Origin of the sequence: Dactylosporangium sp. CA-052675 (assembly GCF_050947935.1) — a bacterium.
Lineage (GTDB): Bacteria > Actinomycetota > Actinomycetes > Mycobacteriales > Micromonosporaceae > Dactylosporangium.
Map to the genome: position 1 here is coordinate 5,058,269 of NZ_CP192010.1, position 23,720 is coordinate 5,081,988.

The 23,720-nt window shown below is 73.8% G+C and carries 23 protein-coding genes and 1 riboswitch; of the genes, 9 read left to right on the forward strand and 14 right to left on the reverse strand.

Annotation, left to right across the window (positions count from 1 at the left end; translation table 11 throughout):
• Positions 1-52 precede the first annotated feature (52 nt).
• The gene (locus tag ACQP1P_RS23325; protein WP_433089421.1) at positions 53-1,228 is read right to left on the reverse strand and encodes a hypothetical protein; all 1,176 of its coding nucleotides are present in this window, start codon (positions 1,226-1,228) and stop codon (positions 53-55) included.
• A 91-nt stretch (positions 1,229-1,319) separates the two neighbouring features.
• On the opposite strand from ACQP1P_RS23325, the gene ACQP1P_RS23330 reads away from it, so the two are divergent.
• From ACQP1P_RS23330 to ACQP1P_RS23340, 3 genes are read left to right on the forward strand one after another with little or no spacing between them, the layout of a single operon-like run.
• A complete protein-coding gene (locus tag ACQP1P_RS23330) occupies positions 1,320-2,258 on the forward strand; it encodes a TIGR03557 family F420-dependent LLM class oxidoreductase (protein ID WP_433089423.1) in 939 nt (312 codons plus the stop codon).
• 12 nt (positions 2,259-2,270) lie between these two features.
• Positions 2,271-2,873 (forward strand): flavodoxin family protein, encoded by a 603-nt coding sequence (locus ACQP1P_RS23335; protein ID WP_433089425.1) that lies wholly within the window; start codon positions 2,271-2,273, stop codon positions 2,871-2,873.
• A 23-nt stretch (positions 2,874-2,896) separates the two neighbouring features.
• A complete protein-coding gene (locus ACQP1P_RS23340) occupies positions 2,897-3,793 on the forward strand; it encodes a S41 family peptidase (RefSeq protein ID WP_433089427.1) in 897 nt (298 codons plus the stop codon).
• A 180-nt stretch (positions 3,794-3,973) separates the two neighbouring features.
• On the opposite strand, the gene ACQP1P_RS23345 is transcribed toward ACQP1P_RS23340, so the two are convergent.
• Positions 3,974-4,834, reverse strand: coding sequence for a CbtA family protein (locus tag ACQP1P_RS23345; RefSeq protein ID WP_433089429.1), 861 nt, complete (start codon positions 4,832-4,834; stop codon positions 3,974-3,976).
• Between the two features lie 14 nt (positions 4,835-4,848).
• Positions 4,849-5,067 carry a CbtB domain-containing protein gene (locus ACQP1P_RS23350; protein WP_433089431.1) on the reverse strand — a complete coding sequence of 73 codons (219 nt, stop codon included), beginning with the start codon at positions 5,065-5,067 and terminating at the stop codon, positions 4,849-4,851.
• A gap of 46 nt (positions 5,068-5,113) precedes the next feature.
• Positions 5,114-5,201: riboswitch (adenosylcobalamin (AdoCbl) riboswitch) on the reverse strand.
• Between the two features lie 159 nt (positions 5,202-5,360).
• On the opposite strand from ACQP1P_RS23350, the gene ACQP1P_RS23355 reads away from it, so the two are divergent.
• Positions 5,361-7,616, forward strand: coding sequence for a catalase (locus ACQP1P_RS23355; protein ID WP_433089433.1), 2,256 nt, complete (start codon positions 5,361-5,363; stop codon positions 7,614-7,616).
• 182 nt (positions 7,617-7,798) lie between these two features.
• Here the strand turns inward: ACQP1P_RS23355 and ACQP1P_RS23360 are convergent, their stop codons facing one another.
• The 10 genes from ACQP1P_RS23360 to ACQP1P_RS23405 form a co-directional block, all read right to left on the reverse strand.
• Positions 7,799-8,779, reverse strand: coding sequence for an LLM class F420-dependent oxidoreductase (locus ACQP1P_RS23360; protein WP_433090090.1), 981 nt, complete (start codon positions 8,777-8,779; stop codon positions 7,799-7,801).
• Complete coding sequence (locus tag ACQP1P_RS23365) at positions 8,779-9,279, reverse strand: hemerythrin domain-containing protein (RefSeq protein WP_433089435.1); 501 nt, start codon at positions 9,277-9,279, stop codon at positions 8,779-8,781. Before ACQP1P_RS23365 ends, ACQP1P_RS23360 begins: the two co-directional genes overlap by 1 nt.
• A gap of 30 nt (positions 9,280-9,309) precedes the next feature.
• A complete protein-coding gene (locus ACQP1P_RS23370) occupies positions 9,310-9,819 on the reverse strand; it encodes a flavin reductase family protein (protein ID WP_433089436.1) in 510 nt (169 codons plus the stop codon).
• A 58-nt stretch (positions 9,820-9,877) separates the two neighbouring features.
• Positions 9,878-11,149 (reverse strand): LLM class flavin-dependent oxidoreductase, encoded by a 1,272-nt coding sequence (locus ACQP1P_RS23375; RefSeq protein ID WP_433089438.1) that lies wholly within the window; start codon positions 11,147-11,149, stop codon positions 9,878-9,880.
• Between the two features lie 116 nt (positions 11,150-11,265).
• Positions 11,266-12,075 (reverse strand): LLM class flavin-dependent oxidoreductase, encoded by an 810-nt coding sequence (locus tag ACQP1P_RS23380; RefSeq protein WP_433089440.1) that lies wholly within the window; start codon positions 12,073-12,075, stop codon positions 11,266-11,268.
• Positions 12,072-12,776: a GNAT family N-acetyltransferase gene (locus tag ACQP1P_RS23385; RefSeq protein WP_433089442.1), complete on the reverse strand. Its 705-nt coding sequence runs from the start codon at positions 12,774-12,776 to the stop codon at positions 12,072-12,074. The genes ACQP1P_RS23380 and ACQP1P_RS23385 overlap by 4 nt, the downstream gene beginning before the upstream one ends.
• On the reverse strand, positions 12,773-14,368 hold the full coding sequence (locus ACQP1P_RS23390) for a dipeptide ABC transporter ATP-binding protein (protein WP_433089444.1): 1,596 nt from the start codon (positions 14,366-14,368) through the stop codon (positions 12,773-12,775). Before ACQP1P_RS23390 ends, ACQP1P_RS23385 begins: the two co-directional genes overlap by 4 nt.
• Positions 14,368-15,216: an ABC transporter permease gene (locus ACQP1P_RS23395; RefSeq protein ID WP_433089446.1), complete on the reverse strand. Its 849-nt coding sequence runs from the start codon at positions 15,214-15,216 to the stop codon at positions 14,368-14,370. Before ACQP1P_RS23395 ends, ACQP1P_RS23390 begins: the two co-directional genes overlap by 1 nt.
• A gap of 2 nt (positions 15,217-15,218) precedes the next feature.
• Positions 15,219-16,139 (reverse strand): ABC transporter permease, encoded by a 921-nt coding sequence (locus tag ACQP1P_RS23400; protein WP_433089448.1) that lies wholly within the window; start codon positions 16,137-16,139, stop codon positions 15,219-15,221.
• A gap of 7 nt (positions 16,140-16,146) precedes the next feature.
• Positions 16,147-17,769, reverse strand: a complete 1,623-nt coding sequence (locus tag ACQP1P_RS23405) for an ABC transporter substrate-binding protein (RefSeq protein WP_433089449.1) — start codon at positions 17,767-17,769, stop codon at positions 16,147-16,149.
• Positions 17,770-17,971: 202 nt separating this feature from the next.
• On the opposite strand from ACQP1P_RS23405, the gene ACQP1P_RS23410 reads away from it, so the two are divergent.
• Genes ACQP1P_RS23410 through ACQP1P_RS23430 form a run of 5 tightly spaced genes read left to right on the forward strand, consistent with a single transcriptional unit; the run spans position 17,972 to position 23,346 of the window.
• The gene (locus ACQP1P_RS23410) at positions 17,972-18,742 is read left to right on the forward strand and encodes a glutathione S-transferase C-terminal domain-containing protein (RefSeq protein WP_433089451.1); all 771 of its coding nucleotides are present in this window, start codon (positions 17,972-17,974) and stop codon (positions 18,740-18,742) included.
• Positions 18,739-19,902 carry an LLM class flavin-dependent oxidoreductase gene (locus tag ACQP1P_RS23415; protein WP_433089453.1) on the forward strand — a complete coding sequence of 388 codons (1,164 nt, stop codon included), beginning with the start codon at positions 18,739-18,741 and terminating at the stop codon, positions 19,900-19,902. Before ACQP1P_RS23410 ends, ACQP1P_RS23415 begins: the two co-directional genes overlap by 4 nt.
• Complete coding sequence (locus ACQP1P_RS23420) at positions 19,899-21,224, forward strand: NtaA/DmoA family FMN-dependent monooxygenase (protein ID WP_433089455.1); 1,326 nt, start codon at positions 19,899-19,901, stop codon at positions 21,222-21,224. The genes ACQP1P_RS23415 and ACQP1P_RS23420 overlap by 4 nt, the downstream gene beginning before the upstream one ends.
• Positions 21,221-22,261: an LLM class flavin-dependent oxidoreductase gene (locus ACQP1P_RS23425; RefSeq protein ID WP_433089456.1), complete on the forward strand. Its 1,041-nt coding sequence runs from the start codon at positions 21,221-21,223 to the stop codon at positions 22,259-22,261. The genes ACQP1P_RS23420 and ACQP1P_RS23425 overlap by 4 nt, the downstream gene beginning before the upstream one ends.
• A complete protein-coding gene (locus ACQP1P_RS23430; RefSeq protein ID WP_433089458.1) occupies positions 22,258-23,346 on the forward strand; it encodes an LLM class flavin-dependent oxidoreductase in 1,089 nt (362 codons plus the stop codon). The genes ACQP1P_RS23425 and ACQP1P_RS23430 overlap by 4 nt, the downstream gene beginning before the upstream one ends.
• Here the strand turns inward: ACQP1P_RS23430 and ACQP1P_RS23435 are convergent.
• Positions 23,343-23,693, reverse strand: a complete 351-nt coding sequence (locus ACQP1P_RS23435; RefSeq protein ID WP_433089460.1) for a TetR-like C-terminal domain-containing protein — start codon at positions 23,691-23,693, stop codon at positions 23,343-23,345. The genes ACQP1P_RS23430 and ACQP1P_RS23435 overlap by 4 nt on opposite strands.
• Positions 23,694-23,720: the final 27 nt, after the last annotated feature.

Here is a 23,720-nt window from a genome sequence, read left to right on the forward strand (position 1 = left end):
CCGAGCCGTGGCACCCGGTCGCACCGGCCACGAGCCCGCGGGCGCCGCCCGGTCAGCCGTAGCGCAGGTCCCGGGCGAGGCGGCGGTACTCGGTCGCCAGGTCGGCGTCGACGCCCGCGCCGGCGGCGTCCGGAAGCGCCGGCTCCAGTGCGGGCCGCGATCGCACCAGCCGGGCGCGCAGGGCGAGCGGCGGGTGGCCGGCGAACGGTGACGTGGACAGCGGCGGCTCGGCCGGGGCGTGCGCCCGCACGCCGTCACCGAGCGCACGCCAGGCGGTCAGATCGGGCCGGTCGTCGCCGGCCTGCCGGATGTGGCGGCGCAGGACCGTCACCATCGGCTCGCGCAGCCCCAGCGTGTCGAGCATCGCGAGCGTCGCCGCCGAGCCCGCGACCCGGGCGGCCTCGGCGTCGGCGCGGTACTCGGCGCGGTGGACGTCGGCCCGGGCCGCGCTCGCGAACAGGAGCCGCCCGCCCGCCGCGACCCAGCGCAGGACGGCGATCACGGGGCTGAGGACGAGCTCGGCGTACCAGACCGAGCCGACGCTGCCGCTGCGCATCGGGCCGCCGCCCGCGCCCGCCATCGCGCCCAGGATCGCCGGGTCCTGCAACGCCCGGACCGAGGTGTCGCGCCTCGGCTCGAACAGGGCCACCAGGGCGGTCAGACTGCGGTCGACGGACCCGGCCGGACCGCTGCGCAGCGGGTCGCCGTTGGTGAAGTGGGCGAGTTGATGGGCCACGAGCGCGGTGCGCTGCAGCGGGGTCAGTACGGCGAACAGCGGGACCCCGATCCGCAGGTACCGCCGGCGCAGCAGCCCGGTCGTCCCGCCGTCGGCCTCGAAGGAGTCGTCCACGACGATGATCCGCGGGCACCGGGTGCCGACGGCGGCCGCGACCCCGGCGACGAACGCGTGCAGGTGCGGCGCGTCGGCGCGGTCGAGCCGCGTCGAGTAGCGGGGGAGCCCGGCCGGCCTGGGCAGCAGCAGCGCTCCGAACGCCAGCAGCACCACGCCCGGCAGCACGGTGATGCTCGGGAAGTCCCGCACCACGAGCCAGGCGCCGCAGCCGAGTGCGGCGAACGCGGCGAGCTGGATGAGGATGGCCATCAGCGTGACGACCACCCGCGCCGGGCCCCAGCCGGGCGGCCCCGGAACGTGCCCGGCGAGCTGCGCCGCGAGCCGTTCGTCGCGGGCGAGGGCGCGGCGGGTGGCCCGGCCGGCCATGCGGTTCATTGCATCGATGCTAGTCGAGGGTGGCGAGCGGTCCGGCGCGGATGTGGAGGGGGACACGGTACGGGCCATCCTTCGTGGGTAACAGGCCCGCATGCGTATCGGGTATTTCCTGTCCTGCGAGGAGTACACCCCGGCCCAGCTGATCGAGCAGGCGCGCCTGGCTCAGGACGCCGGCTTCCAGGGGCTGTGGATCTCCGACCATTACCATCCGTGGAACGACGAGCAGGGGCAGAGCCCGTTCGTCTGGTCGATCATCGGGGCGCTCAGCCGGGTCGTGACGATCCCGATCACCACGGCGGTCACGTGTCCCATCCAGCGCATCCACCCCGCGATCGTGGCCCAGGCGGCCGCGACGAGCGCGGTGCTGCACGACGGCCGGTTCATCCTCGGCGTCGGCTCCGGCGAGGCCCTCAACGAGCACATCACCGGCGAGCGCTGGCCCTCGGCGGCCGAGCGGCTGGAGATGCTGGAGGAGTCCATCGAGGTGATGCGCAAGCTGTGGGACGGCGGGTTCGTCAACCACCGCGGGCAGTACTACACCGTCGAGCAGGCGCAGGTCTACACGCGGCCGCAGACGCCGCCCGCCGTCTACGTCTCCGCCTTCGGCCCCAAGGCGCTGGATCTGGCCGGCCGGATCGCCGACGGCTACATCCTGACCATGCCCGACGGCGACCTCGTGCGAGGCTTCCGCGAGGCGGGCGGCGGCGACAAGCCCGTCCAGGGCGGCTTCAAGGCCTCCTGGGCGCCGAACGAGGAGGAGGCCGTCGCGACCGCGCACCGGCTGTGGGCGAACTCCGGGGTGCCGGGCGAGCTGTCCCAGGTGCTGCCGTCGCCGAAGCACTTCGAGCAGGCCTCGCAGCTCGTCACGCCGGAGCAGACGGCGAAGGCGATCGCCTGCGGGCCGGATCCCGCGGCGCAGGCCTCGTTCCTGCGGCAGTACGAGGAGGCCGGCTTCGACGAGGTCTACGTCGCGAACATCGGCCCGCACTACGCGGAGCTCATCGACCTGTACCGCAAGGAATTCCTGTAAGGAGACCGCGTTTTGCGCGCACTGGTGCTCGTCTGCTCGCTGAAGAAGTCGCCCGCCCCGTCCAGCTCCGAGCTGCTCGGCCGCGAGGTGCTGGCGGCCCTGGCCGACCACGACGTCGACGGCGAGGTCGTGCGGGTCGCCGACCACGACGTGCGGTTCGGCGTGAGCACGGACGAGGGCGAAGGCGACGCCTGGCCCTCGATCCGCGCCAAGCTGCTGGGATCGGACATCCTCGTGATCGCGACCCCGATCTGGATGGGCCAGCCGGCGTCGATCTGCAAGGTGGTGCTGGAGCGGCTGGACGCCGAGCTGTCGGAGCTGGACGACCAGGGGCGGCCGCTGATGTACGGCAAGGTCGCCGTCGTGGCCGTGGTCGGCAACGAGGACGGCGCCCACCACGTGACGGCGGAGGTGTTCCAGGCGCTCAACGACGTCGGCTTCACGGTCCCGGCGGCCGGCGGCACCTACTGGGTCGGCGAGGCCATGCGGAAGACCGACTACAGCGACGCCGGGCCCAAGCCCGACACCACCGGCGCGGCCACGAAGACCCTGGCCGCGAACGCCGCCCACCTCGCGCGGCTGCTGGCCGACAGTCCGTACCCGCCCAGCCGGTAGCGCACCGGCCTACACTCGGACGCGTGGGCATCGCGGGGCGCCGGGTGCACCGATATCTGCTGCACGCGCTCGCGCTCATGGAGTCCGACGCGCTGCACCGGGCGGACCTCGACTGGCCCGCCGTGCGAGCCGACGCCGTCGCCCGCTGCGCCGGGGCGGTCACCTACGCCGAGACGCACACGGTCCTGGCCGAGGTGCTGCGCCGGGCCGGTGGGCCGCACAGCGGGCTGCGGCCGCCCCGCCGGAACGGGACCGCGCCCACCGCCGAGTCGTCCACCGCCGAGCCGCCCGTCGCCGAGCCGCCCACGGCCGAGCCGCCCACCGACGAGCTCGCCGGCGGCGTGGCCCGGCTGCGGATCCCCGGCTGCGCCGCCGGGCGGCACGCGTACCGCGAGGCCGGTCGGCGGCTCGTGCGGGCGCTGGCGTCCGCCGAGCCGGCCGGGTGGATCGTGGACCTGCGCGGCAACCGGGGCGGGAACATGAGGCCGATGCTCGCCGTCGTCGCCCCGCTGCTGCCCGACGGCGTCCTCGGCCACTTCGTGCCGCCGGAGCGCGCCGAGCAGACGTGGGAACTGCGGCGGGGGCGCATCCTGCTCGCCGGCCGCGTCATGGACCGGGCCGGCGCCCCGCCCGGCCGCGCCGCGGACCGGCCGCTCGCGGTGCTCACCGACGGCCTGACCGCCAGCTCCGGCGAGGCGGTCGCGGTCGCCTTCCGGGCCCGCCCCGGCGTGCGCGCGTTCGGGGCGCCGACCAGCGGCATGACCAGCGCCAACCAGACCCATCGGCTGCGCGACGGCGCCCTGCTGCACCTGACCGTCGCCTACTTCGCCGACCGGGCCCGCACCGTCTACCGGGGACCGCTGCCCGTCGACGGGCCCGCCGGGGCCGCCGAGGCCTGGCTCCGCCGCTGCGGCGGGTAAGGCGCGGTGGTCTGCGGGCACGCCGCTGCGTTCACGCCCACGATGGCGGGGCACCGCGAGGCGCTGCGCGCGGCCGGATTGGCGGAGGCCGGTGTGGCGCGGCGGTCCCGGCGCGGCCGTGGCCGGCGCGCTGACGCGATCGGCCGTGGCCCGCCGGCGAGGCGGGCCACGGGCGATCGGCTAGACCGTCGCCGTCTCCTGGGCCGGGGCCACGCGGACCGGGCGGTTGCCCAGCAGCCGCTCGGCCAGCGGCGCGAAGACCAGTCCGAGCACGCCCCACAGCAGTGCCTGGGCCGCGACCGCGTACAGGCGGAACTCGTAGAGCAGGTCGGCGTCGAAGCCGGGGAAGACGATGTCGCCGGCCTCGTTGCGCAAGGGCAGCGGCGTCTCCGTCGCGTGCTTGCCGTAGTCGGCGACGTTCGTCGGGAGCCGGCCGAAGTCCGGCAGCAGCGCGATGAGCAGGCCGGTCGCCACGACGAAGGCGGCGCCGGCGAGCAGGGTCGCGTTCCAGGTGCCGAAGCGCGGCTGCAGGCGCTGGCCCAGGGTCACGGCCAGGATCAGCAGCAGCACCGAGGCCAGGACCATGATCAGGTAGTACGCGCTGCGCTGCCCGATCGTCTCGTCGTGCCCGACCGCGGGCGGGTTCGCCGGGTACTTGAGGAACGGCACGAGGTACATGGTCAGGAAGCCGGACCCGGCCAGCAGCAGCGCCAGGTTGCGCGGGCGGACGTTGCCGACCCGGCCGAGGCAGATCGCGTAGGCGACCGCGAACAGCGCGCCCATCGCGAGCCCGAAGAGCACCATGCCGACGCCGATGCCGAGATTGCCCTGCACGGTGCGGCTGAACAGCTCGCCGCCGTCGTGCGCGTGGTCGGCCGCGCCCGCGGCGTGCTGCAGGGCCTCCTCGGCCTCGCCGCGGCCGCTCTCGTAGTCGATCGCGTCCTGAATCAGCGGCTCGGCGAAGATCCGCGCGAACACGAACGCGACCAGGCCCGCGACGAGCCCGGCCAGGGCGCCGCGGGCGATGATCCGCTTTTCCACGAGTCCTCCCGCGCTCAGTGGCAGGGGAAGCCGAGGAAGTGCCGGCCGTCGTGCACGAACTCGTGCACGTGGGCGTCGTTGCCGAAGATCGACACGGCGCCCTGGTCGACGCCGATGAAGTAGTACACGAGCAGGGCGAGCGCCGCGGTGCCGGCGAGCCACACCAGCGAGCGGGACAGCGGGATGACGACCGGCGTCGCGACGGCGCCGGGGGTGGGCGAGGACACGCTCACGAGGAGCCTCCTTCAGGGATTCTGCGTCCCTCTTGTAGTGGCGGTGCGACGATGGAGGGTCTGACTCGCCGGGCGGACCCCGGCTCACAGTGGCGCGACCGTGCCGGACTCACACCGGCTTCCTGTCACCGTCGATGGCGCCGACGCTACGGCCCGTGCGGGCACACCGTCAATCGCGGGCCACCGGCAGTGCCGCGATTCACGATCTTGCTGGCCGGTACCCGCGTGTTTCGCGCTCTCGGTGCCGGGTAGCCGCATGGGAGCCCGCAATTGTCGCGAAGGGGACTGACCGGATGAATTCCCGCAAACCGACCGAGGTCGTCAAGGACGTGGTGGAGGCCGCCGCCGCGAAGGTCACCGACGCGGCCACCCCGGACGTGCCCGGCAAGCCCGGCAGCGTCACGCCGTCGCTGCGCGAGCCCACCACGCCGGCCGGTCCGCCGCCGCCCTCGCCGGAGCAGGGCACGCCGGCGCCGGTGACCCCGACGGGCGTGCCGGCCGGGGGACCGGCGACCGCCAACGCGCAGCAGGGCGACTACCTCACCACGTCCTACGGTGCGCGGCTGCCCGACACGGACCATTCGCTCAAGGCCGGTCCGCGCGGGCCCATCCTGCTGCAGGACCAGCACTTCCGCGAGAAGATCACGCACTTCGACCACGAGCGGATCCCGGAGCGCGTCGTGCACGCCCGCGGCGCCGGCGCCCACGGGTACTTCGTCGGCTACGGCACCGCCGACCGGCTGTGCCAGGCGAAGTTCCTGGGCAAGGACGTGCGCACCGACGTGTTCGTGCGGTTCTCCACCGTCCTGGGCTCCCGCGGCTCCGCCGACACGGTTCGCGACACCCGCGGCTTCGCCACGAAGTTCTACACCGACGAGGGCACGTTCGACCTGGTCGGCAACAACATGCCGGTCTTCTTCATCCAGGACGCGATCAAGTTCCCGGACGTGATCCACGCCGCCAAGCCGCACCCGGACCGGGAGATCCCGCAGGCGCAGTCCGCGCACGACACGTTCTGGGACTTCGTGTCGCTGCACACCGAGGCCCAGCACCACACGATGTGGAACATGTCGGACCGGGGGATTCCCAGGTCCTTCCGCATGATGGAGGGCTTCGGCGTCCACACCTTCCGGATGATCAACCGGGCCGGGGAGACGGTCCTGGTCAAGTTCCACTGGAAGCCCAAGCTCGGCGTGCACTCCCTGACCTGGGAGGAGGCCCAGCTCCTCGGCGGGATCGACCCCGACTTCCACCGCCGCGACCTCTACGACGCCATCGAGTCCGGCGCGTACCCGGAGTGGGAGCTCGGCGTGCAGGTCTTCCCCGACACGCCCGAGGAGACCTTCGCCGGCATCGACCTGCTGGACCCGACCAAGATCGTTCCCGAGGAGCTGGCCGCGGTGCAGCCGGTCGGCCGCCTGGTGCTGGACCGGACCCCGACGAACTTCTTCGCCGAGGTCGAGCAGGTCGCCTTCCACCTCGGCCAGCTGCCGCCGGGCATCGACGTCACCAACGACCCGCTGCTGCAGGGCCGCCTCTTCTCCTACGTCGACACCCAGCTGACCCGGCTGGCCGGCCCGAACTTCAACCAGATCCCGATCAACCGGCCCCACGCGCCGGTCAACGACATGCTGCGCGACGGCTTCCACCAGTCCGCGGTCCACGGCGGGGTGGCGCCGTACCGCCCCAACTCCCTCGACGGCGGCAACCCGTTCACGGCGACGGCCGAGGAGGGCGCGTTCGTCGAGGCGCCGGTGGTGGTCGCGGAGGCGCCCAAGGTGCGGGCGAACCCGGCCTCGTTCGACGACCACTACAGCCAGGTCCGCCTGTTCTGGCTGAGCATGTCGCCGGTCGAGCGCGAGCACATCGTCAACGCGTACACCTTCGAGCTCTCCCGCTGCTACCACCAGGAGATTCGCGAGCGCCAGCTGCTCAGCCTGGCCAACATCGACCCGGTCCTGTGCGAGCTGGTCGCCACCGGCCTGGGCCTGCCGGCGCCCGAGGCGACGGTGCCCCTGGCCGAGGTGACGCCCAGCCCGGCGCTGTCCCAGGTGGGCCGCGAGTGGCCCGCCGACGGGCGGGTCATCGGCATCGTGATCGGCCCGGAGCCCGCCGACGCCGAGGGGGTCGAGGGGCTGCGCGGCGCGGTCCTCGCCGCCGGCATGGTGCCGCTGGTGATCGGCCCGCGCGGCGGCGTGATCGGCGACCTCACCGTGCAGCGGACCTTCGCCGGGGCGCGCTCGGTCGAGTTCGACGCGCTGCTGCTCGCCGCCGCGCCCGCGCCCGGCCCCGACGCGCTGCCGTCCCGGGACGCCAAGGCCGGCGCGTCGGACTCGCCGACCGTCGACCCGCGGGTGCTGCTCATGGTGGAGGAGTGCTGGCGGCACGCGAAGGCGCTCGGCGCGTGGGGCCGCGGCGTGGAGGTGCTGCGCCAGGCCGGCGTGGCGGAGACGGCCGGCGTCGTCACGGCGGAGAGCGGGACGGCGGCCCTGGAGTCGCTCCAGCCCCTGCTGGCGACCCACCGGGTGTGGGAGCGCTTCGGCAGCTAGGAAGGCCGGGGCGAGGCCCGCCAGGACGTGGAGGTCGATGCCGGTGAAGGCGTCGACCTCCATCACGTTGAGCACGCAGATCGTGCCGACGGGCCGGCCGAGGGACGCGAGCAGTGCGGCGGAGGGCGGCCGATACGGATCGGCTGGGCACCCGGGTGCGCCCCGGGTGCCCAGCCGATTCGTCACTTCGCGAGGGTTCGCAGCCGCTCCAGCAGCGGCCCCGCCGCCTCGTCGAGGAAGCGCTGCTGCAGGGCGTCGCCGACCTGCACGAGGGCGATGTCGGTGAAGCCCGCCTCCCAGTACGGCTTGACGCTCTCGGCGAGCTCGTCGAGGTCCGGGCCGCACGCGATGGAGCCGGCCACGTCGTCCTTGCGCACGAACTGCGACGCGGCCTGGAAACCCGCCGGGGTCGGCAGGTCCGCGTTGACGAACCAGCCGCCGCCGAACCAGCGGAACTGCTCGTGCGCCAGATCGATCGCCTGCTGCCGGTCGGGGGCCCAGCAGATCGGGATCTGCCCGATGGCCCGCGACTTCGGCGAGCCGGACGGCCGGGCGTCGTGCCAGCCCGACACCAGCTCGGCCTTCGGCTCGACGGCGATGAGATGGTCGCCGAGGGGCGCGAAGCGCTCGACCGAGTGTTCGCCGGAGACGGCCAGCCCGATCGGCACACCGTCGTCCGGGCAGTCCCACACCCGCGCCGAGTCGACCCGGAAGTAGTCGCCGTCCCAGGTGACGAGCTCCCCGGTGTGCAGCTCCCGGATGATCGCCACGGCCTCCTCGAGCATGTCCTGGCGCTGGGCGACCGGCGGCCAGCCCTCCCCGGTGACATGCTCGTTGAGGTTCTCCCCGGCGCCGAGGCCCAGGATGAACCGCCCCTCGGACAGCAGCTGGATCGTCGCCGCCTTCTGGGCCACGACCGCCGGGTGGTACCGCTGGATCGGGCAGGTCACGTAGGTGGCGAGCTCGACCCGGGAGGTCGCGTGGGCGACGGCGCCGAGGACCGACCAGGCGTAGGGCGCGTGCCCCTGCTCGGTCAGCCACGGCGAGTAGTGGTCGCTGCAGACCTCGAAGTCGAAGCCGATCTCCTCGGCCTGCACCGCGTAGCGGACGAGTTGCCGAGGTCCGCTCTGCTCGGTCATGAGGGTGTACCCGAAGTTGACCATCACGCGCGGACGGCGTCCAGCGCCTTCTTCAGCGCCGCGGGCTGGGTCGGCTTCGTCGGCGCCTTCGGCTTGAGCTCCAGCATCTTCGCACCGAGCTCCTGGAGCTGGTTGCGCCCGAGGCCCTCGCGGACCTTCGGGAACCACTCCTGCTCCTCTTCCTCGATGTGGTGGGTCACGTTCTCGATGAGCACGGTGACCTTGGCGTCGAAGTGATCGTCGTCGGCGTCCATGGTGGCCAGCTCGAAGCAGAGCACGTCGGCGACGTGGTGCTCCTCGTAGGACTCCAGCACGTCGTCCTCGAGGTCGGGCAGCAGCCGGCGGACCTCGGGGTACATGACCTCGTTCTCGATGTACGTGTGCACCGTGAGCTCGTGCAGGATCTGCTCGACGATCTTCGCCTTGGCCTCGGCGGGGCCCTCCTGCGCGGCCTGGAACTCCTTGAACAGCCGCTTGACGTTCTTGTGGTCTTCCTTCAGCAGCACAATGGCGTCGGTCGACATCGACTCTCCTTGCCGGGTACGGGGCCTGTCTCAGGTCTGCGTACCCGTCTCGGAGCTGCGCAAACGGTCGAATCCACTGCGGTGGAAGACCAGCGGCGCGGCCGAGTGATCCGCGTCGAGGTCGTGGATGCGCAGCAGCACGATGTCGTGGTCGCCGGCCGGGTACTCCTCGTGGATGCTGCAGTCCAGCCACGCGCACGCGCCGTCGAGCAGGATCTCGCCGTCGCGGCTGGCCCGCCAGGTCGCGCCGGCGAAGCGGTCGCCGCCGCGCTGGGACAGCTGCCGGCCCAGGCGCTCCTGGTCGGCCGCGAGCACGCTCACGCCGAGCCGGCTCGCGCGGCGCAGCACCGGCCACGTGGTCGAGGTGCGGGCGATGCACACCGAGGCCAGCGGCGGGTCGAGGGAGACCGACGTGAACGAGCTGGCGGCGAGCCCGACGGGGATGCCGTCGACGACGGCGGCGACCGCGGTGACGCCGGTCGGGAACGCGCCGAAGACCCGGCGCAGGTCGGTCGGGGACAGCAATGCGGGAGCGGTCATCGGTTCGGCCCTGCTTTCCGCTGGTGTACCGGTCATGAGAAGTCTAGCCGAAGTCCTACTAAAGCGATAGGGATAGGTGGGACCGGAGCGTGGTGCCGGCGTACTCGGTGCGGTACAACCCCCTGGTCTGCAGCTCCGGCACCAGCCGGTCGACGATCTCCTCGACGGTGCCGGGCAGCCGCTCGGGCAGCAGGTTGAACCCGTCCACCACGCCGTCGCGCAGGTAACGGCCCCACTCCTCGGCGACCTGCCCGGGCGTGCCGACGAAGCTGTCGTGGCCGGGGCTCACCTCGATGACAAGGTCCCGGATGGACAGCTTCCGGGCGGCCGCCAGCTCCCGCCAGGCCGCGATCCGGGTCAGCTTGCCGGTGCGGTGCTCGATCGGGATCGTGCCGCGCGACGGGTCCAGCTCGTCGCCGGTGGGGTCGATGTCCGGCAGCGGGCCGTCGGGGTCGTAGCCGGAGAGGTCCTTGCCCCAGTACTGCTCCAGGAACGCGATCGCCCGCGGGCCGGTCGTCTGCTCGCGCTTGATCCAGCGGGCCCGGTCCCGCGCCTCGGCCGCGGTGTCACCGAGCACGACGGAGGCGCCCGGCAGGATGCGCACCGCGTCCGGCGCCCGCCCGTGCGCGGCGAGGCGCCGGCGCAGATCCGCGGCGTACGCGGCCGCCTTCTCGTAGGACGTGTTCGCCGAGAACACCACGTCGGCGTGGCGCGCGGCCAGCTCCCGGCCGCCGGGGGAGTCGCCGGCCTGGAACAGCACCGGGCGGCCCTGCGGGCTCGGCGGCGCCACGCCCACGGCGTCGAGCGTGAGGATGTCCCGGGCGGCCGTGACCCGCTCGCCGCGCCAGAGCGCCTTCGCCGCCTCCACGAACGCGCCGGCCCGCTCGTAGCGCCGCTCGTGCGGCAGCCAGCCGCCGTGCCGGAAGTTCTCCCCGGTCCAGGCGTTGTCGGTGGTGACGATGTTCCAGCCGGCCCGGCCGCCGGAGACGGCGTCGAGGCCGGCCAGGCGGCGGGCCAGGTCGGCCGGGTAGTTGTAGGTGGTGTTCTGGGTCGCCACGAGCCCGATGTGGGTCGTCTCGGCCGCGAGCGCGGCGAGCTGGGTGATGGCGTCGGGCCGCCCGGCCACGTCGAGCGCGTGGACCTGCCCGCGGTTCTCCCGCACCCGCAGGCCCTCGCCCAGGAAGAACGCGTCGAAGAGGCCGCGCTCGAGGGTCTTGGCGACGTGGACGAACGTGTCGATGTGGGTGTGGTCGGCGAAGTCCGGCTCGGTCCACAGCAGGTTGGGCCCGACGCCGGTGAAGAAGACGCCGAGGTGCAGCCGACGGGTCATGCGCCCTCCGCTTTGCTCCGGACCAGTCATGCGCCCTCCGCTTTGCTCCGGAGCAGTCATGCGCCCTCCGCTTCGCTCCGGACCAGTCATGCGACCTCCGTTTTGCTCCGGACCGGTCATGCGTGCCTCCGGGCGAGCGCGTGGCGGTTCTCGGGTCGCGGCAGGCCGAGCGCCTCCCGCAGCGTGCCGCCGGTCGAGGGATTGGGCGCCGGGGGCAGCGCCGCGCCGGTGTCGCGCAACAGCACCCCGTCGGCGACGCCCCGGAGCCGTTCGACGTCGTACGACACCGGCACCGACGCGAACACGAGCGGGCCGCCGCGCGCGGGCAGCCGGTCCGGCTCCGCGACGACGACGTCGAGCCGGTCGGTGATGCCGAGCGCGGCCGAGCCGATCACGACCACCTGGCCCTGCGGCGGGCGCGGGGTGATGAGCGGGCCGACGACGGAGAACCGTTCGCCCTCGAAGCGCACGTGGTGCACGCGCGCCGGGTCGAGGAACCGGCCCGTGGCCACGTCCCTGATGACGGCGTCGTCCTCCCAGGAGTCCCAGAGGCCGCGGGCGACGTCGACGACGTCGCGGACCTCGCCCGGGTCGACCTCGGTGCGCCCGACGGTGGCCAGGGCGGCCGGGTCGCTCGTGGCCCCGACGAGCCAGCCGGCCCGGCCCAGCGACGCGTGGTCGAGGCTGGCGAGCTGGGTGGCGAGGTGGAACGGCTCGGTGGTGCTGGTGTGCAGCGCCGGGGCGAGCCCGATCCGGCTGGTGCGCCGGGCCAGGAACGCGGCCCGCACCCCGGCCTCGATCCCGCCGCGCAGCGGGTCGTCGGGGAGGGTGACGAAGGCGTACCCGGCGGCCTCAGCCGCCAGCACGCGCCGTTGCAGGGATTCGAGGTCGGGCGCGTCGACCTCGGCCGCGAACAGCAGGCTCACGCGGTCGCCTCCGCGAGCTCCGGCGCGGGCACCCGCACGACCCGGAACGTGGTCCGGCGGCGCAGCTCGAAGCCGATCGACTCGTACAGCCTGATCGCGCCGGTGTTCGTCGCCGCCGCGTGCAGCAGGGGCCGCTCGCCCCGCGCCCGGATGCCGTGCGCGACCGCCCGCACGAGCCGGGTGGCGAGGCCCTGGCCCCGGAACGCGGCATCGGTGCACACGGCCGAGATCTCCGTCCACCCGTCCAGGTGCAGCCGCTCGCCGGCCAGCGCGACCAGCCGCCCCTCGCGCCGGATGCCCAGGTAGGTGCCGAGCTCGATGGTGCGCTGCCGGTAGGGGCCGGGCTTCGTCCGGGCGACCAGGTCCAGGATCTCGGGCACGTCGGCCGCGCCGAGCACGACCGCCTCCGGGTCGGGGCGCGCGTCGACGGAGACGTCGAGCAGCTGCACGCCGCCCGCGTTTTCCACGACCTCCCACGAGGGCGGCGGGGCGGGCGCGTCCCCGGTCACGGCGATGACCGCGCCCGGCCCGGCGAGGGCGGCCACGTCCGGCCACACCTCCGGGCCGGCCTCGGGGTGGACGGTCAGGAACGGGGCCACGTCGGGGTGGTAGCGCACCGCGTTGCCGACGGACTCGGCGAAGCGCGCGTGCGGTCCGTGCAGGGCGTGCCAGGCGGGGTTGTCCAGAACGTGCTTGGTCATCGTGCGGCCCCTGGTTCGAGAGTGGGTACGGCTGCCAGCAGGGTCTTGGTGTAGTCGTGCACCGGACGGTCGAAGACCGAGCCGACGGGGCCCTGCTCGACGACCCGCCCGGCGCGCATGACGAGCACCCGGTCGGCGAGGTGGTGCACGACCCCGAGGTCGTGGGAGATGAACAGCAGGGCGGTGCCGTCGGCGGCCTGCAGCTCGGCCAGCAGGTCGAGGACCTGGGCCTGGATGGACACGTCGAGGGCGGAGACCGGCTCGTCGCAGACCAGCACGTCCGGCCGGGGCCCGACGGCGCGGGCGATCGCGACCCGCTGCCGCTGCCCGCCGGAGAGCTCGCGCGGGTGGCGGCGCAGGTGGGCGGGGCCGAGCCCGACGCGTTCGAGCAGCTCCACGACCCGGTCCCGGCGGGCCGGACCGCGCAGCCCCAGGGGCTCCGCGACGAGCTGTTCCACGGTGTACCGCGGATCGAACGACGACCGCGGATCCTGGGCGATCACCTGCACCCGCCGGCGCAGCGGCCGCCGCCGGCGCTCCGGCACCCCGCTCCACCGCGTGTCCCCGAGGTGCACGGTGCCCGCCTGCGGCTCCAGCAGCCCGAGCGCGATGCGCGCCAGGGTGGTCTTGCCGGAGCCGGACTCGCCCACGACGCCGAGGGTCTCGCCGCGGGCGAGGGTGAAGCCGACGTCGTCGACGACGTGCCGGTCCCCGTAGTGGTGGTGCAGTCCTTCGGCCCGCAGCACGATCCGCCCGGCCCCGACGGCCCGCGGCGGGAGGGGCTCCCGCTCGGTGCTGCTCAGCCGCAGCCCCTTCGACGCGGCCGTGGGCACGGCGGCCAGGAGCAGCCGGGTGTACTCGTGCCGGGGCGTGGTGAGCACCTGCGCCGTCGGTCCCTGCTCGACGATCACCCCGTCGCGCATGACCAGCACCCGGTCGGCGATGCCGGCCACCACGGCCAGGTCGTGGCTGACGAGCAGCAGCGCCGACCCGGCGGCCCGGCGCTCGGCCAGCAGCCGCAGCAGCTGCGCCTGGACGGTGACGTCGAGCGCGGTCGTCGGCTCGTCGGCGATGAGCAGGGGCGGGTCGGCGGCGATGGCGGAGGCGATGAGCGCGCGCTGGCGCAGGCCGCCGGAGAGCTGGTGCGGGTACTGCCGCGCCCGCTCGGCGGGCTCGGGCACGTGCACCGCCTCCAGCAGGGCGGCGACCAGGGCCTCGCGTTCGCCCGGCGCGCCGATGCCGTGCGTGCGCAGCACCTCGCCGATCTCCCGCCCGACCGGGTTGAGCGGGTCGAGGGAGACGAGCGCGTCCTGCAGCACGAGCCCGGCGACGCGGCCCCGCAGCCGCCGCCACTGCCGGTCGGTGAATCCGGTGGTGTCGCGGCCGTCGAGCCGCAGCGCGTCGGCCCGCACCTCCGCGCCCGGCCCGGCCAGCCCGACGAGGCTCCGGGCGGTGACGCTCTTGCCCGAGCCGCTCTCGCCGACGACGGCCACGCACTCGCCGCGCTCGACGGTGAAGCTGATGCCCCGCACCGCGTGCACCGGCCCCGGGAACGTGACCCGCAGGTTGTCCACCTCGACCAGGGGCGCCATCAGTGCCGCCCCTCGAAGCGCCGCTGCAGCCGCCGGCCGAGCGCGGTCAGCGAGATGACGGTGACGGTCAGGGCGGCGCCCGGCAGGATCGCCGCCCACCACGCGACGCGCAGGTAGTTGCGGCTCTCCGAGAGCATCGCGCCCCACTCCGGCGACGGCGGCTGCGGCCCCATGCCGAGGAACGACAGCGCCGAGGCGTTCACGATCGCGGTGCCGAGGCCGATGGTGGCCAGGATCGGCAGCGGGCCGAGCACGTTGGGCAGGATGTGCCGCCAGACGAGCCGGGCGCGGGACAGGCCGAAGGTGACGGCCTGCCCGACGTAGCCGCAGCGGCGCACCAGCAGCGTCTGCGCCCGCACGATCCGGCCGTAGCGGGGCGCGAACGCCAGCGCGATGGCCAGCACCAGGCTGGGCGTGCCCGGCTCGGTGAAGGCGATGAACAGCAGCGCCAGCAGCACCTCGGGGAACGCCGAGAGCACGTCGAGGGCCCGGCTGAGCACCTCGTCGGCCCAGCGCGGCGCGAGCCCGGCCAGCAGGCCCGCCAACCCGCCCGCGACCAGCGAGAGCAGGGTCGACGCGGCGCCGATGGCGAGGGAGTAGCGGGCGCCGTGGACGGTGCGGGTGAACACGTCCCGGCCGAGCTGGTCGGTGCCGAACCAGTGCTCGGCGCTCGGCGGCCGCAGCGCGGCGAGCGGGTCCGCGGCCAGCGGGTCGGCGCCGGAGAGCAGCCGGGGCGCCAGCGCGGCGAGCACGATGACGGCCAGCGCGAACGCCGGGGCCCACCACCAGGCCGGCCGGCGGGGCGCGGCGGCCGCGCCGGTGGTGGGGACGGGCAGGGCGATGGACATGGTCAGCCTTTCCGCAGCCGGGGGTCGACGACGAGGTACGTCAGGTCCGCCACGGTGCTCAGCCCGACGTAGATGGCGGCCGAGAGCATCACGACCGCGAGGACCACCGGGATGTCCTTGGTGCCGACCGCGTCGGTGGCGACCTGGCCGAGCCCGGGCCGGCCGAACACCCGCTCCACCACCACGGCGGCGCTGAGCAGGAAGCCGATCAGCGTGCCGGCCAGCGTGACGGCGGGCAGCAGGGCGTGGCGCAGTGCGTGCCGCCACAGCAGCGCCTGCCGGGTCAGCCCCCGGGCCCGGGCGGTCACCGCGAACGGCTCGTCCAGGGCCCGCTCCAGGCCCTCGCGCAGCACCTGGCTGAGCAGCCCGCCGATGGGCAGGGCGAGCGACAGCGCGGGCAGCACGAGCGCGGAGACGTCCCGGTCGCCGGAGACCGGGAACCAGCCGAGCCGGAACGAGAACACGCTCAGCAGCAGGATGCCGATGAGGAACCCGGGCGCGGAGACGACCGAGAGCTCCAGGGCGGAGACCAGCCCGCGGACCCAGCGGGACCGGCCGGTGCTCACCAGGGCGACCACGACCGCGATGAGCGCGCTGAACGCGCAGGCCGCCAGCGTCAGCTTCACCGTCGGCCAGACCTGGCTGCCGATGATGTCGACGACCGGGCGCTGCAGCACGTAGGAGCGGCCGAAGTCGCCGTGCAGCAGCCGCCACAGGTAGGTGACGTACTGCACGGCGGCCGAGCGGTCCAGGCCGAGGTCGGCCGCGATCTGCGCGCGGATCTGCGGGGTGTCGGGGCCGTCGCCGACGAGCGTGTCGACGGTGTCGCCCGGGGCCAGGTGCAGCGCCAGGTAGGCGGCGGTGGCGGCGGCCCAGAGGACCACCACCGCGCTGCCCAGGCGCCGCAGGACGGGACGCCACATGGGTTGCCTACTTCCCGATCCACACGTTGTACGCGCCGGCCGGCACGCCCGCGGTGGGTTCGAAGCCGATGCCGCCGATGGTCTTCTGCGCCGCGATCTGGTCGGCCGGGGCGTAGAGCGGCAGCAGGGTGGCGTTGTCCGTGAGGGTCCTCTGGATGCCGGTGTAGAGCTCCTTGCGCCTGGCCACGTCGCTCGTCGCCGAGCCGGCCGCCACCTGCGCGTCGAGGTCCGGGCTGGTGAAGCCGTGCCGGTTGATCGGCGCGCCCTTGGGCACGATGAGGGTGAGCGCGGCGCCGGCGTCGGTGTCGGCGCGGGAGTTGTCGAAGATCTCGAACTCGCCCTTGTTGATCGCGTCGGTCGCGGTGCCCTGGTCGACGACCTTCACCTGCAGGTCGATGCCGGCGGACTGCTTGACCGCGGCCTGCACGGCCTGGGCCAGGATGTCGCGCTTGTCCCGCACGAACGGCGCGGAGAGCACGATGCGCACGGTGAGCCGCTTGCCGTTCTTGGTGCGGAAGCCGTCGGCGTCCTTCCCCGTCCAGCCGGCCCGGTCGAGCAGGCGGTTGGCCTCGGCCGGGTCGTTGCCGTAGGACTTCTCCAGCGACGGGTCGTAGTACGGGCTGGACGGGCTCAGGATGCTCCAGGCCCGGGTCGCGGTGCCGCGGTACACGCCCCGCAGCACCCCGTCGACGTCGACGGCGTCGCGGAACGCCTTGCGCACGTCGATGTCGTCGAAGGGCGCCCTGGCCTGGTTGAAGTAGTAGTTGTACGCCGTGCCGCTGTTGAGGTGCTGGGCGAACTGGAGGCTCGCGTCGGCCTTGACCAGCCCCTGCTCGGTGGCGGGGACGCCCTCGATCACGTTGACCTGGCCGGAGGTCAGGGCGCCGACGCGCACCGAGGACTCCTTGAGGAAGCGGTACGTCACCTCGTCGAGGTAGGCGGGGCCCTGATGGCCCGCGTTCGCCGGCGCCCAGTGGTAGGCGGGGTTCTTCTTGTAGTGCACCTCCTGGCCCTTGCTGTAGCGGTCGAGGATGAAGGGGCCGGTGCCGACCACGCCCGGTCCGCCCGCCTTGAGATCCGGGCTCTTGAGCGACCTCGGCGAGATCTGCGCGCCCTGCGGGGAGGCGAAGAAGTCGAGGATGAGCACGTCGGGCTGCTTGAGGTCGACCTCGATGGTGGAGGCGTCGAGGACCTTCGCGCCCGCGTAGTTCTTCAGCTGCGTCGAGGTGACGCCCGGGGCGTACCCGGGCGCGAGGAGCTGGTCGAGGTTGGCCTTGACCGCGGCGGCGTCGAAGTGCTCGCCATCGTGGAAGGTCACGTCGTCGCGGAGCTTGAAGGTGTACGCCCTGCCGTCGGCCGACACCTCGTAGGACTTGGCCAGCCAGGGCACGTAGCCGCCCTGGTCGTCGTGCGTGAGCAGCGCCTCGAAGCTGTTCCAGACCAGCAGGCGGGCCTTGGCCTGGGCGTACAGGTGCGGGTTGAAGGTGACCGGCTCGGTCTCCACGGCCCAGGTGAGGCTGCCGCCGGTGACCGGGGCGCCGGCGCCGGCCGCGGGCTCGCCGGACGCGGCGCCACCGCAGCCGGCGGCCAGGAGGGCGACCGCGGCAAGCATCGATAGGTATTTACGCATGGGGATGCCTCGATTTCAGACGGCGAAGACCCGGCGCGCCAAGGCGTTCGGCTCGGGTGGTGTCGGCCAGTGCAGCAGCGACCCTGCGTGACTGTCAACGTTCGACGGGGGTCGGTGTCGGGCATGTCACGCGGGTCTCGCCATATTCCTACTCTGCATGTAGGATTAGTCGGCTATTGCTTGCGGATCCACGGAGGTCCCCGTGTCCAAACTGCCCCGCTCCAGCCGTCTGGCCAGCCCGGTCGACACCGCGGCCCACGGCGAGTACCGCATATCCCGCCGCCCCGACGACCCCCGCCCGCTGTACCGGTTCACCGGCCACGTGGTCGAGGACCCCCAGCCCGGCCGGTACCACATCTACGCGGGCTGGTTCTGCCCGTGGTCACAGCGCGTCACCATCGCCCGGGCGCTGGCCGGGCTCGAGGACGCCGTGACGGTGTCCTACGTGGACAACCAGCGCGACGGGCGCGGCTGGGCGTTCCGCGAGCGCTACGGCCCCGACCCGGTCAACGGCTTCACCCTGCTGCGCCACGCCTACGAGGCCACCGAGGAGGGCTTCGACGGGCACGTGAGCGTGCCGACGCTCTGGGACCGCCACCTCGCCCGGGTGGTCAGCAACGACTTCGCGGGCATCGGCATCGACCTGGCCACCCGCTTCGGCCGGCTCGCGAACCCGGTGGCGGAGACCTACCCGGAGGCGCTGCGCGAGGAGATCGAGAGCCTCGACGTCTCCATCGACTCGCCCGCGAGGCTGGCCGCGCTCGACGAGCGGCTGGCCGGGCGCGAGTACCTGGTCGGCGGTGTCCTCACCGAGGCCGATATCCGCCTGTGGGTGCACCTGGCCCGGCTCGGCCCGAGCCTCGCCGGCTATCCGAACCTGCTGCGCTACGCCCGCGCCCTCTACACGATCCCGGCATTCCGCGACACCACCGACTTCACCACCTTCGCCCACCCCGACTGGACCCTCGCATGAGCGATCACCTGCACCTCGCCGTCGCGCTCGACGGGGCCGGCTGGCACCCGGCGGCCTGGCGCGACCCGTCCGCCGAGACCGGGGACCTGTTCACGCCGGAGTACTGGCTGCGCCTGGTCCGCCTCGCCGAGCGGGGCACCCTGGACTTCGTCACCATCGAGGACTCCCTGGGCCTGGCCGGCTCCGGCGCGGGCCCCGGCACGGTCCGTGGCCGCCTCGACGCGCTGCTCATCGCCGCCCGCGTCGCCCCGCTGACCAGCCACATCGGCCTGGTCCCGACGGTCACCACCACCCACACCGAGCCGTTCCACGTCTCCACCCAGCTGGCCACCCTCGACTACCTCAGCACCGGCCGGGCCGGCTGGCGGGTCCAGGTCTCGGCCCGGCCCGGCGAGGCCGAGCACTTCGGCCGGCGCGCGATCCCGGCGATCGACCCGGCCACCGCCGACCTCGACTCCCCGCCCGTGCGGGCGATCGTCGCCGAGCTCTTCGCCGAGGCGGCCGACCACGTCGAGGTCGTGCGGCGGCTGTGGGACAGCTGGGAGGACGACGCCGTCATCCGCGACGCCGCCACCGGCCGGTTCATCGACCGGGACAAGCTGCACTACATCGACTTCACGGGCGGGCACTTCAGCGTGAAGGGCCCCTCGATCACGCCCCGGCCGCCCCAGGGCCAGCCGGTCGTCACCGCGCTCGCGCACTCCCGGGTGCCCTACGAGTTCGCCGCCGCCGCGGCCGACGTCGTCTACGTCACCCCGGCGAGCGCGGAGCAGGCCCGGGCCATCGCCGGCGAGGTCCGCTCGCTCAGCGACCGGCCCCCGCTCGTCTTCGCCGACCTCAACGTGTTCCTCGACCCCGGGCGCAAGGCCCGGCTCGACGCGCTCGCCGGCGCGCCCTACGCCAGCGACGCCCACATCTGGACCGGCGACGCGGCCGGCCTCGCCGACCTGCTCCTCGAGTGGCGCTCGGCCGGCCTCGACGGATTCCGGCTGCGCCCCGGCGTCCTGCCCGCCGACCTCGACGCGATCGTCACCGGCCTCGTGCCGCTGCTGCGCGAGCGCGGGGCGTTGCGCACCGAGTACACGTCCACCACGCTGCGCGGCCACCTCGGCCTGCCCGCGGCCGCCAACCGCTACGCGCCCCAGGAGGCCTCGGCGTGACCAAGCAGGTGATCCTCGCCGCGCACTTCCCCGGCGTCAACAACACCACCGTGTGGAGCGACCCGGCGGCCGGCAGCCAGATCGCGTTCGAGTCGTTCCGCCGCCTCGCGCAGACCGCCGAGCGCGGCAAGTTCGACTTCTTCTTCCTCGCCGAGGGCCTGCGCCTGCGCGAGCAGCGGGGCCGCATCCACGACCTCGACGTCGTCGGCCGGCCCGACAACGTCACCGTGCTCGGCGGGCTGGCCGCGGTCACCACCCACCTCGGGCTGACCGCGACCGTCAACTCCACCTTCAACGAGCCCTACGAGCTGGCCCGCAAGCTCGCCTCGCTCGACCACCTCTCCGGCGGGCGGGCCGGCTGGAACGTCGTGACCTCCTGGGACGCGTTCACCGGCGAGAACTTCCGCCGCGGCGGCTACCTCGAGCGCGAGGACCGCTACAGCCGCGCCGCCGAGGTCCTGCAGACCGTGCGGGAGCTGCTGGACACCTGGGCCGCGGACGAGATCGTCGCCGACCGTGCCGCCGGCACCTGGTCGCGCCACGCCGACCCGGGCGCGTTCGCGCACAACGGCCGGCACGTGGACATCCACGGGCACTTCAACGTCCCGCGCAGCCCGCAGGGGCGCCCGCTCATCATCCAGGCCGGCGACTCCGACGCCGGGCGCGAGTTCGCGGCCCGCGACGCCGACGCCATCTTCTCCCGGCACGGCACCCTCGAGGAGGGCCGGGCCTTCTACGCCGACGTGAAGGGCCGCATGGCCAGGCACGGCCGGCGCCCCGAGCAGCTGAAGATCCTGCCCGCGAGCACCTTCGTGCTCGGCTCGTCCGAGGCCGACGCGCATGAGCGGGCCCGCCACGTGCGCCGGCAGCAGGTCAGCCCGCAGACGGCGATCCTGCTGCTGGAGCAGCTGTGGAACACCGACCTCAGCGACCACGACCCCGAGGGGCCGCTGCCGTCGTTCGACCCGGTGCCGGAGCAGGACTCGATCATCAAGGGCCGGGCCCGGATGTTCGACGACCCGCTGGCGACCGCGGCGAAGTGGCGCGCCATCGCCGAGGAGAAGGGGCTCGGGATCCGCGATCTCGTCATCGAGCTCACGGGGCGGCAGACCTTCGTCGGTACCGCTGCCAAGATCGCGGAGACGATCAACGACTTCGTGCAGCAGGACGCCGCGGACGGCTTCATCCTCGTCCCGCACATCGTGCCCGGCGGACTCGACGAGTTCGTCGACACCGTCGTGCCCCGGCTGCAGGAGCGCGGCGTCTTCCGCCGCGACTACACCACCACGACGCTGCGCGAACACCTCGGGCTGAGCGCATGAAATTCCTGGCCATCACCCTGATCGTCCACGACCGCCGGAAGTCTCCGCGCGAACGGCTGCGCGAGGTCGTCGACAACGCCGTGCTCGCCGAGGAGCTGGGCTTCGACGGCTTCGGCGTCGGCGAGCGCCACGAGCGGCCGTTCATCTCCTCCTCGCCGCCGGTCGTGCTCAGCCACATCGCGGCCCGCACCCGCACCATCCGGCTGTTCACCGCGGTCACCACGCTGAGCCTGCTCGACCCGGTCCGCGCCTACGAGGACTACGCGACCCTCGACAACCTCTCCGGCGGCCGGCTCGAGCTCATCGTCGGCAAGGGCAACGGCGCGGCGCAGGCCCAGCTGTTCCACGTGACCGCCGACGACCAGTGGGACCGCAACCGCGAGGGCTACGAGCTGTTCACGAAGCTGTGGCGGGAGGAGAGGGTCACCTGGGAGGGCCGGTTCCGCCCGCCGCTGACCGACGCCGAGGTGCTGCCCCGCCCGCTGCAGCAGCCGATCCGCATCTGGCACGGCAGCGCCACGAGCAAGGCGTCGGTGGAGCTGGCCGCGCTGCACGGCGACCCGCTGTTCTCGGCCAACGTCACCAACCCGGTCGAGCCGTACGAGGAGCTCGTCAACCACTACCGCGAGCGGCTGGCCTTCCACGGCCACGACCCCGCGACCGCGCTCGTCGGCGCCGGGTCGGCCGGGTTCTACGTGCACGAGCGCTCACAGGAGGCGATCGACGCCTACCGCCCGATCTTCGAGGCGCGGCTGGAGACGTTCCAGCGCTACGGCGTCCCGCCGGTGTTCACGAGCATCGAGGACGCCATCGAGCGCAGCTCCATCCTCGTCGGCAGCCCGCAGCAGATCATCGACAAGGTCCACCGCTACCACGCCCGCCTCGGCCACGAGGTGATGCACGTGCAGGCCGACGCGGACGGCCTCACCGAGCGGCAGCACCGCGCCTCGCTGGAGCTGTTCCAGTCCGAGGTCGCCCCGGTCCTGCGCCGCGAGATCCCCAGCCGACCGTTCCCCGCCCTGGAGGTGACCGCGTGAGCGTCCCCCTGTCCATCCTGGATCTCGCCCCGATCAGCTCCGGCTCCGACGCCGGAGCCGCGCTGCGCACCACGATCGACGTGGCCCGGCGCGCCGACGCGCTGGGCTACCACCGGTACTGGGTCGCCGAGCACCACTTCGCCGCCGGCGTGGCCAGTGCGGCCCCGGCCGTGCTCATCGGCCTCATCGCCGCCGCGACCGACCGCATCCGGGTCGGCTCCGGCGCGGTCCAGGTCGGCTACAGCACCGCGGTGTCGGTCGTGGAGCAGTTCGGCCTCGTCGACGCGGTCCACCCGGGCCGGCTCGACCTGGGCCTGGGCCGCTCGGGCGGCAGGCCGGGCGCCGTCACCCCGGCCGCCGACCGCGTCGTGGACGGCCTGCTGATCCCGGCGCCGTTCGACTTCGCGGCGCTGGCCGGGTCGCCGAGATTCGCGCTGTACGCGGGTCTGCTGCGCCAGCCGGGGGCCACCCCGCCGTCGTTCGACTCGACGGTTGCGGACATCCAGTCGCTGATCGCGGGCACGTTCGAGCGTGACGGGCTCGACGTGCACGCGACGCCCGGCGAGGGGGCCAAGGCCGAGCTGTGGATCCTCGGCTCCAGCGGCGGCGAGAGCGCCCGGGTGGCGGGGGAGCGGGGCCTGCCCTTCGCGGCCAACTACCACGTGGCGCCGTCGAACGTGCTCGAGGCGGTGGAGGCCTACCGGGCCGCGTTCCGGCCGTCGGCGGTGCTCGACCGGCCCTACGTGCTCGTCTCCGCCGACGTGCTCGTGGCCGAGACCGAGGCGCGGGCGCGGCACCTCGCCTCGCCGTACCGCCACTGGGTCCGCAGCATCCGCACCGGCACCGGCGCGATCCCGTACCCGACCCCGGCCGAGGCCGCCACGCTGCCGTGGAGCGACGAGGACCAGGCCCTCGTGCGGGACCGGCTGGACACCCGGTTCGTCGGGGACCCGGGCCAGGTCACCGAGCGGCTGGAGACTCTGCGGCGGGTCACCGGCGCGGACGAACTGCTCGTCACGACCATCACGCACGACCCCGCGGACCGGGTGCGCTCGTTCGAGCTGCTGGCGGACGCCTGGATCTAGAACACCCGCGTCACCATCGCCACGAGCGCGTCGACGTCGGCGTCCACCATCGGCTCGCCGGTCATGCCCATCCGGTGCAGCAGCGTGCCGACGACCACGTCGATGCAGAACAGCACCCGCTGCTCGGGCTCGCCGAGGGCCTCCTGCAGCGCGATCCGGTACGGGTCCTGCAGCCGCGTGCGCAGGATGCCGCGCAGCTGCGGGTCGCTGACGGCGTCGGTGAACACGCCCGCGAAGGCCGCCCCGACGCCGGGCTCGCCGATCTTCCCCGCGATCCAGCGGATCGCCGTGGCGAGCATCGCCGCGGTGTCGTCGCCGTCGAGGGGCGCCGGGCCGAACGCGTCCACCAGCGCGCCCGCGCCGAGGGCATCCCG

What these genes read in the sequence shown, in the direction of transcription:
- ACQP1P_RS23325 (WP_433089421.1), bottom strand. Translation starts at nt 1,228, where the DNA reads ATGAACCGCATGGCCGGCCGGGCCACCCGCCGCGCCCTCGCCCGCGAC.
- ACQP1P_RS23330 (WP_433089423.1), top strand. Translation starts at nt 1,320, where the DNA reads ATGCGTATCGGGTATTTCCTGTCCTGCGAGGAGTACACCCCGGCCCAG.
- ACQP1P_RS23355 (WP_433089433.1), top strand. Translation starts at nt 5,361, where the DNA reads ATGAATTCCCGCAAACCGACCGAGGTCGTCAAGGACGTGGTGGAGGCC.
- ACQP1P_RS23360 (WP_433090090.1), bottom strand. Translation starts at nt 8,779, where the DNA reads ATGGTCAACTTCGGGTACACCCTCATGACCGAGCAGAGCGGACCTCGG.
- ACQP1P_RS23365 (WP_433089435.1), bottom strand. Translation starts at nt 9,279, where the DNA reads ATGTCGACCGACGCCATTGTGCTGCTGAAGGAAGACCACAAGAACGTC.
- ACQP1P_RS23370 (WP_433089436.1), bottom strand. Translation starts at nt 9,819, where the DNA reads ATGACCGCTCCCGCATTGCTGTCCCCGACCGACCTGCGCCGGGTCTTC.
- ACQP1P_RS23375 (WP_433089438.1), bottom strand. Translation starts at nt 11,149, where the DNA reads ATGACCCGTCGGCTGCACCTCGGCGTCTTCTTCACCGGCGTCGGGCCC.
- ACQP1P_RS23385 (WP_433089442.1), bottom strand. Translation starts at nt 12,776, where the DNA reads ATGACCAAGCACGTTCTGGACAACCCCGCCTGGCACGCCCTGCACGGA.
- ACQP1P_RS23390 (WP_433089444.1), bottom strand. Translation starts at nt 14,368, where the DNA reads ATGGCGCCCCTGGTCGAGGTGGACAACCTGCGGGTCACGTTCCCGGGG.
- ACQP1P_RS23395 (WP_433089446.1), bottom strand. Translation starts at nt 15,216, where the DNA reads ATGTCCATCGCCCTGCCCGTCCCCACCACCGGCGCGGCCGCCGCGCCC.
- ACQP1P_RS23400 (WP_433089448.1), bottom strand. Translation starts at nt 16,139, where the DNA reads ATGTGGCGTCCCGTCCTGCGGCGCCTGGGCAGCGCGGTGGTGGTCCTC.
- ACQP1P_RS23405 (WP_433089449.1), bottom strand. Translation starts at nt 17,769, where the DNA reads ATGCGTAAATACCTATCGATGCTTGCCGCGGTCGCCCTCCTGGCCGCC.
- ACQP1P_RS23415 (WP_433089453.1), top strand. Translation starts at nt 18,739, where the DNA reads ATGAGCGATCACCTGCACCTCGCCGTCGCGCTCGACGGGGCCGGCTGG.
- ACQP1P_RS23425 (WP_433089456.1), top strand. Translation starts at nt 21,221, where the DNA reads ATGAAATTCCTGGCCATCACCCTGATCGTCCACGACCGCCGGAAGTCT.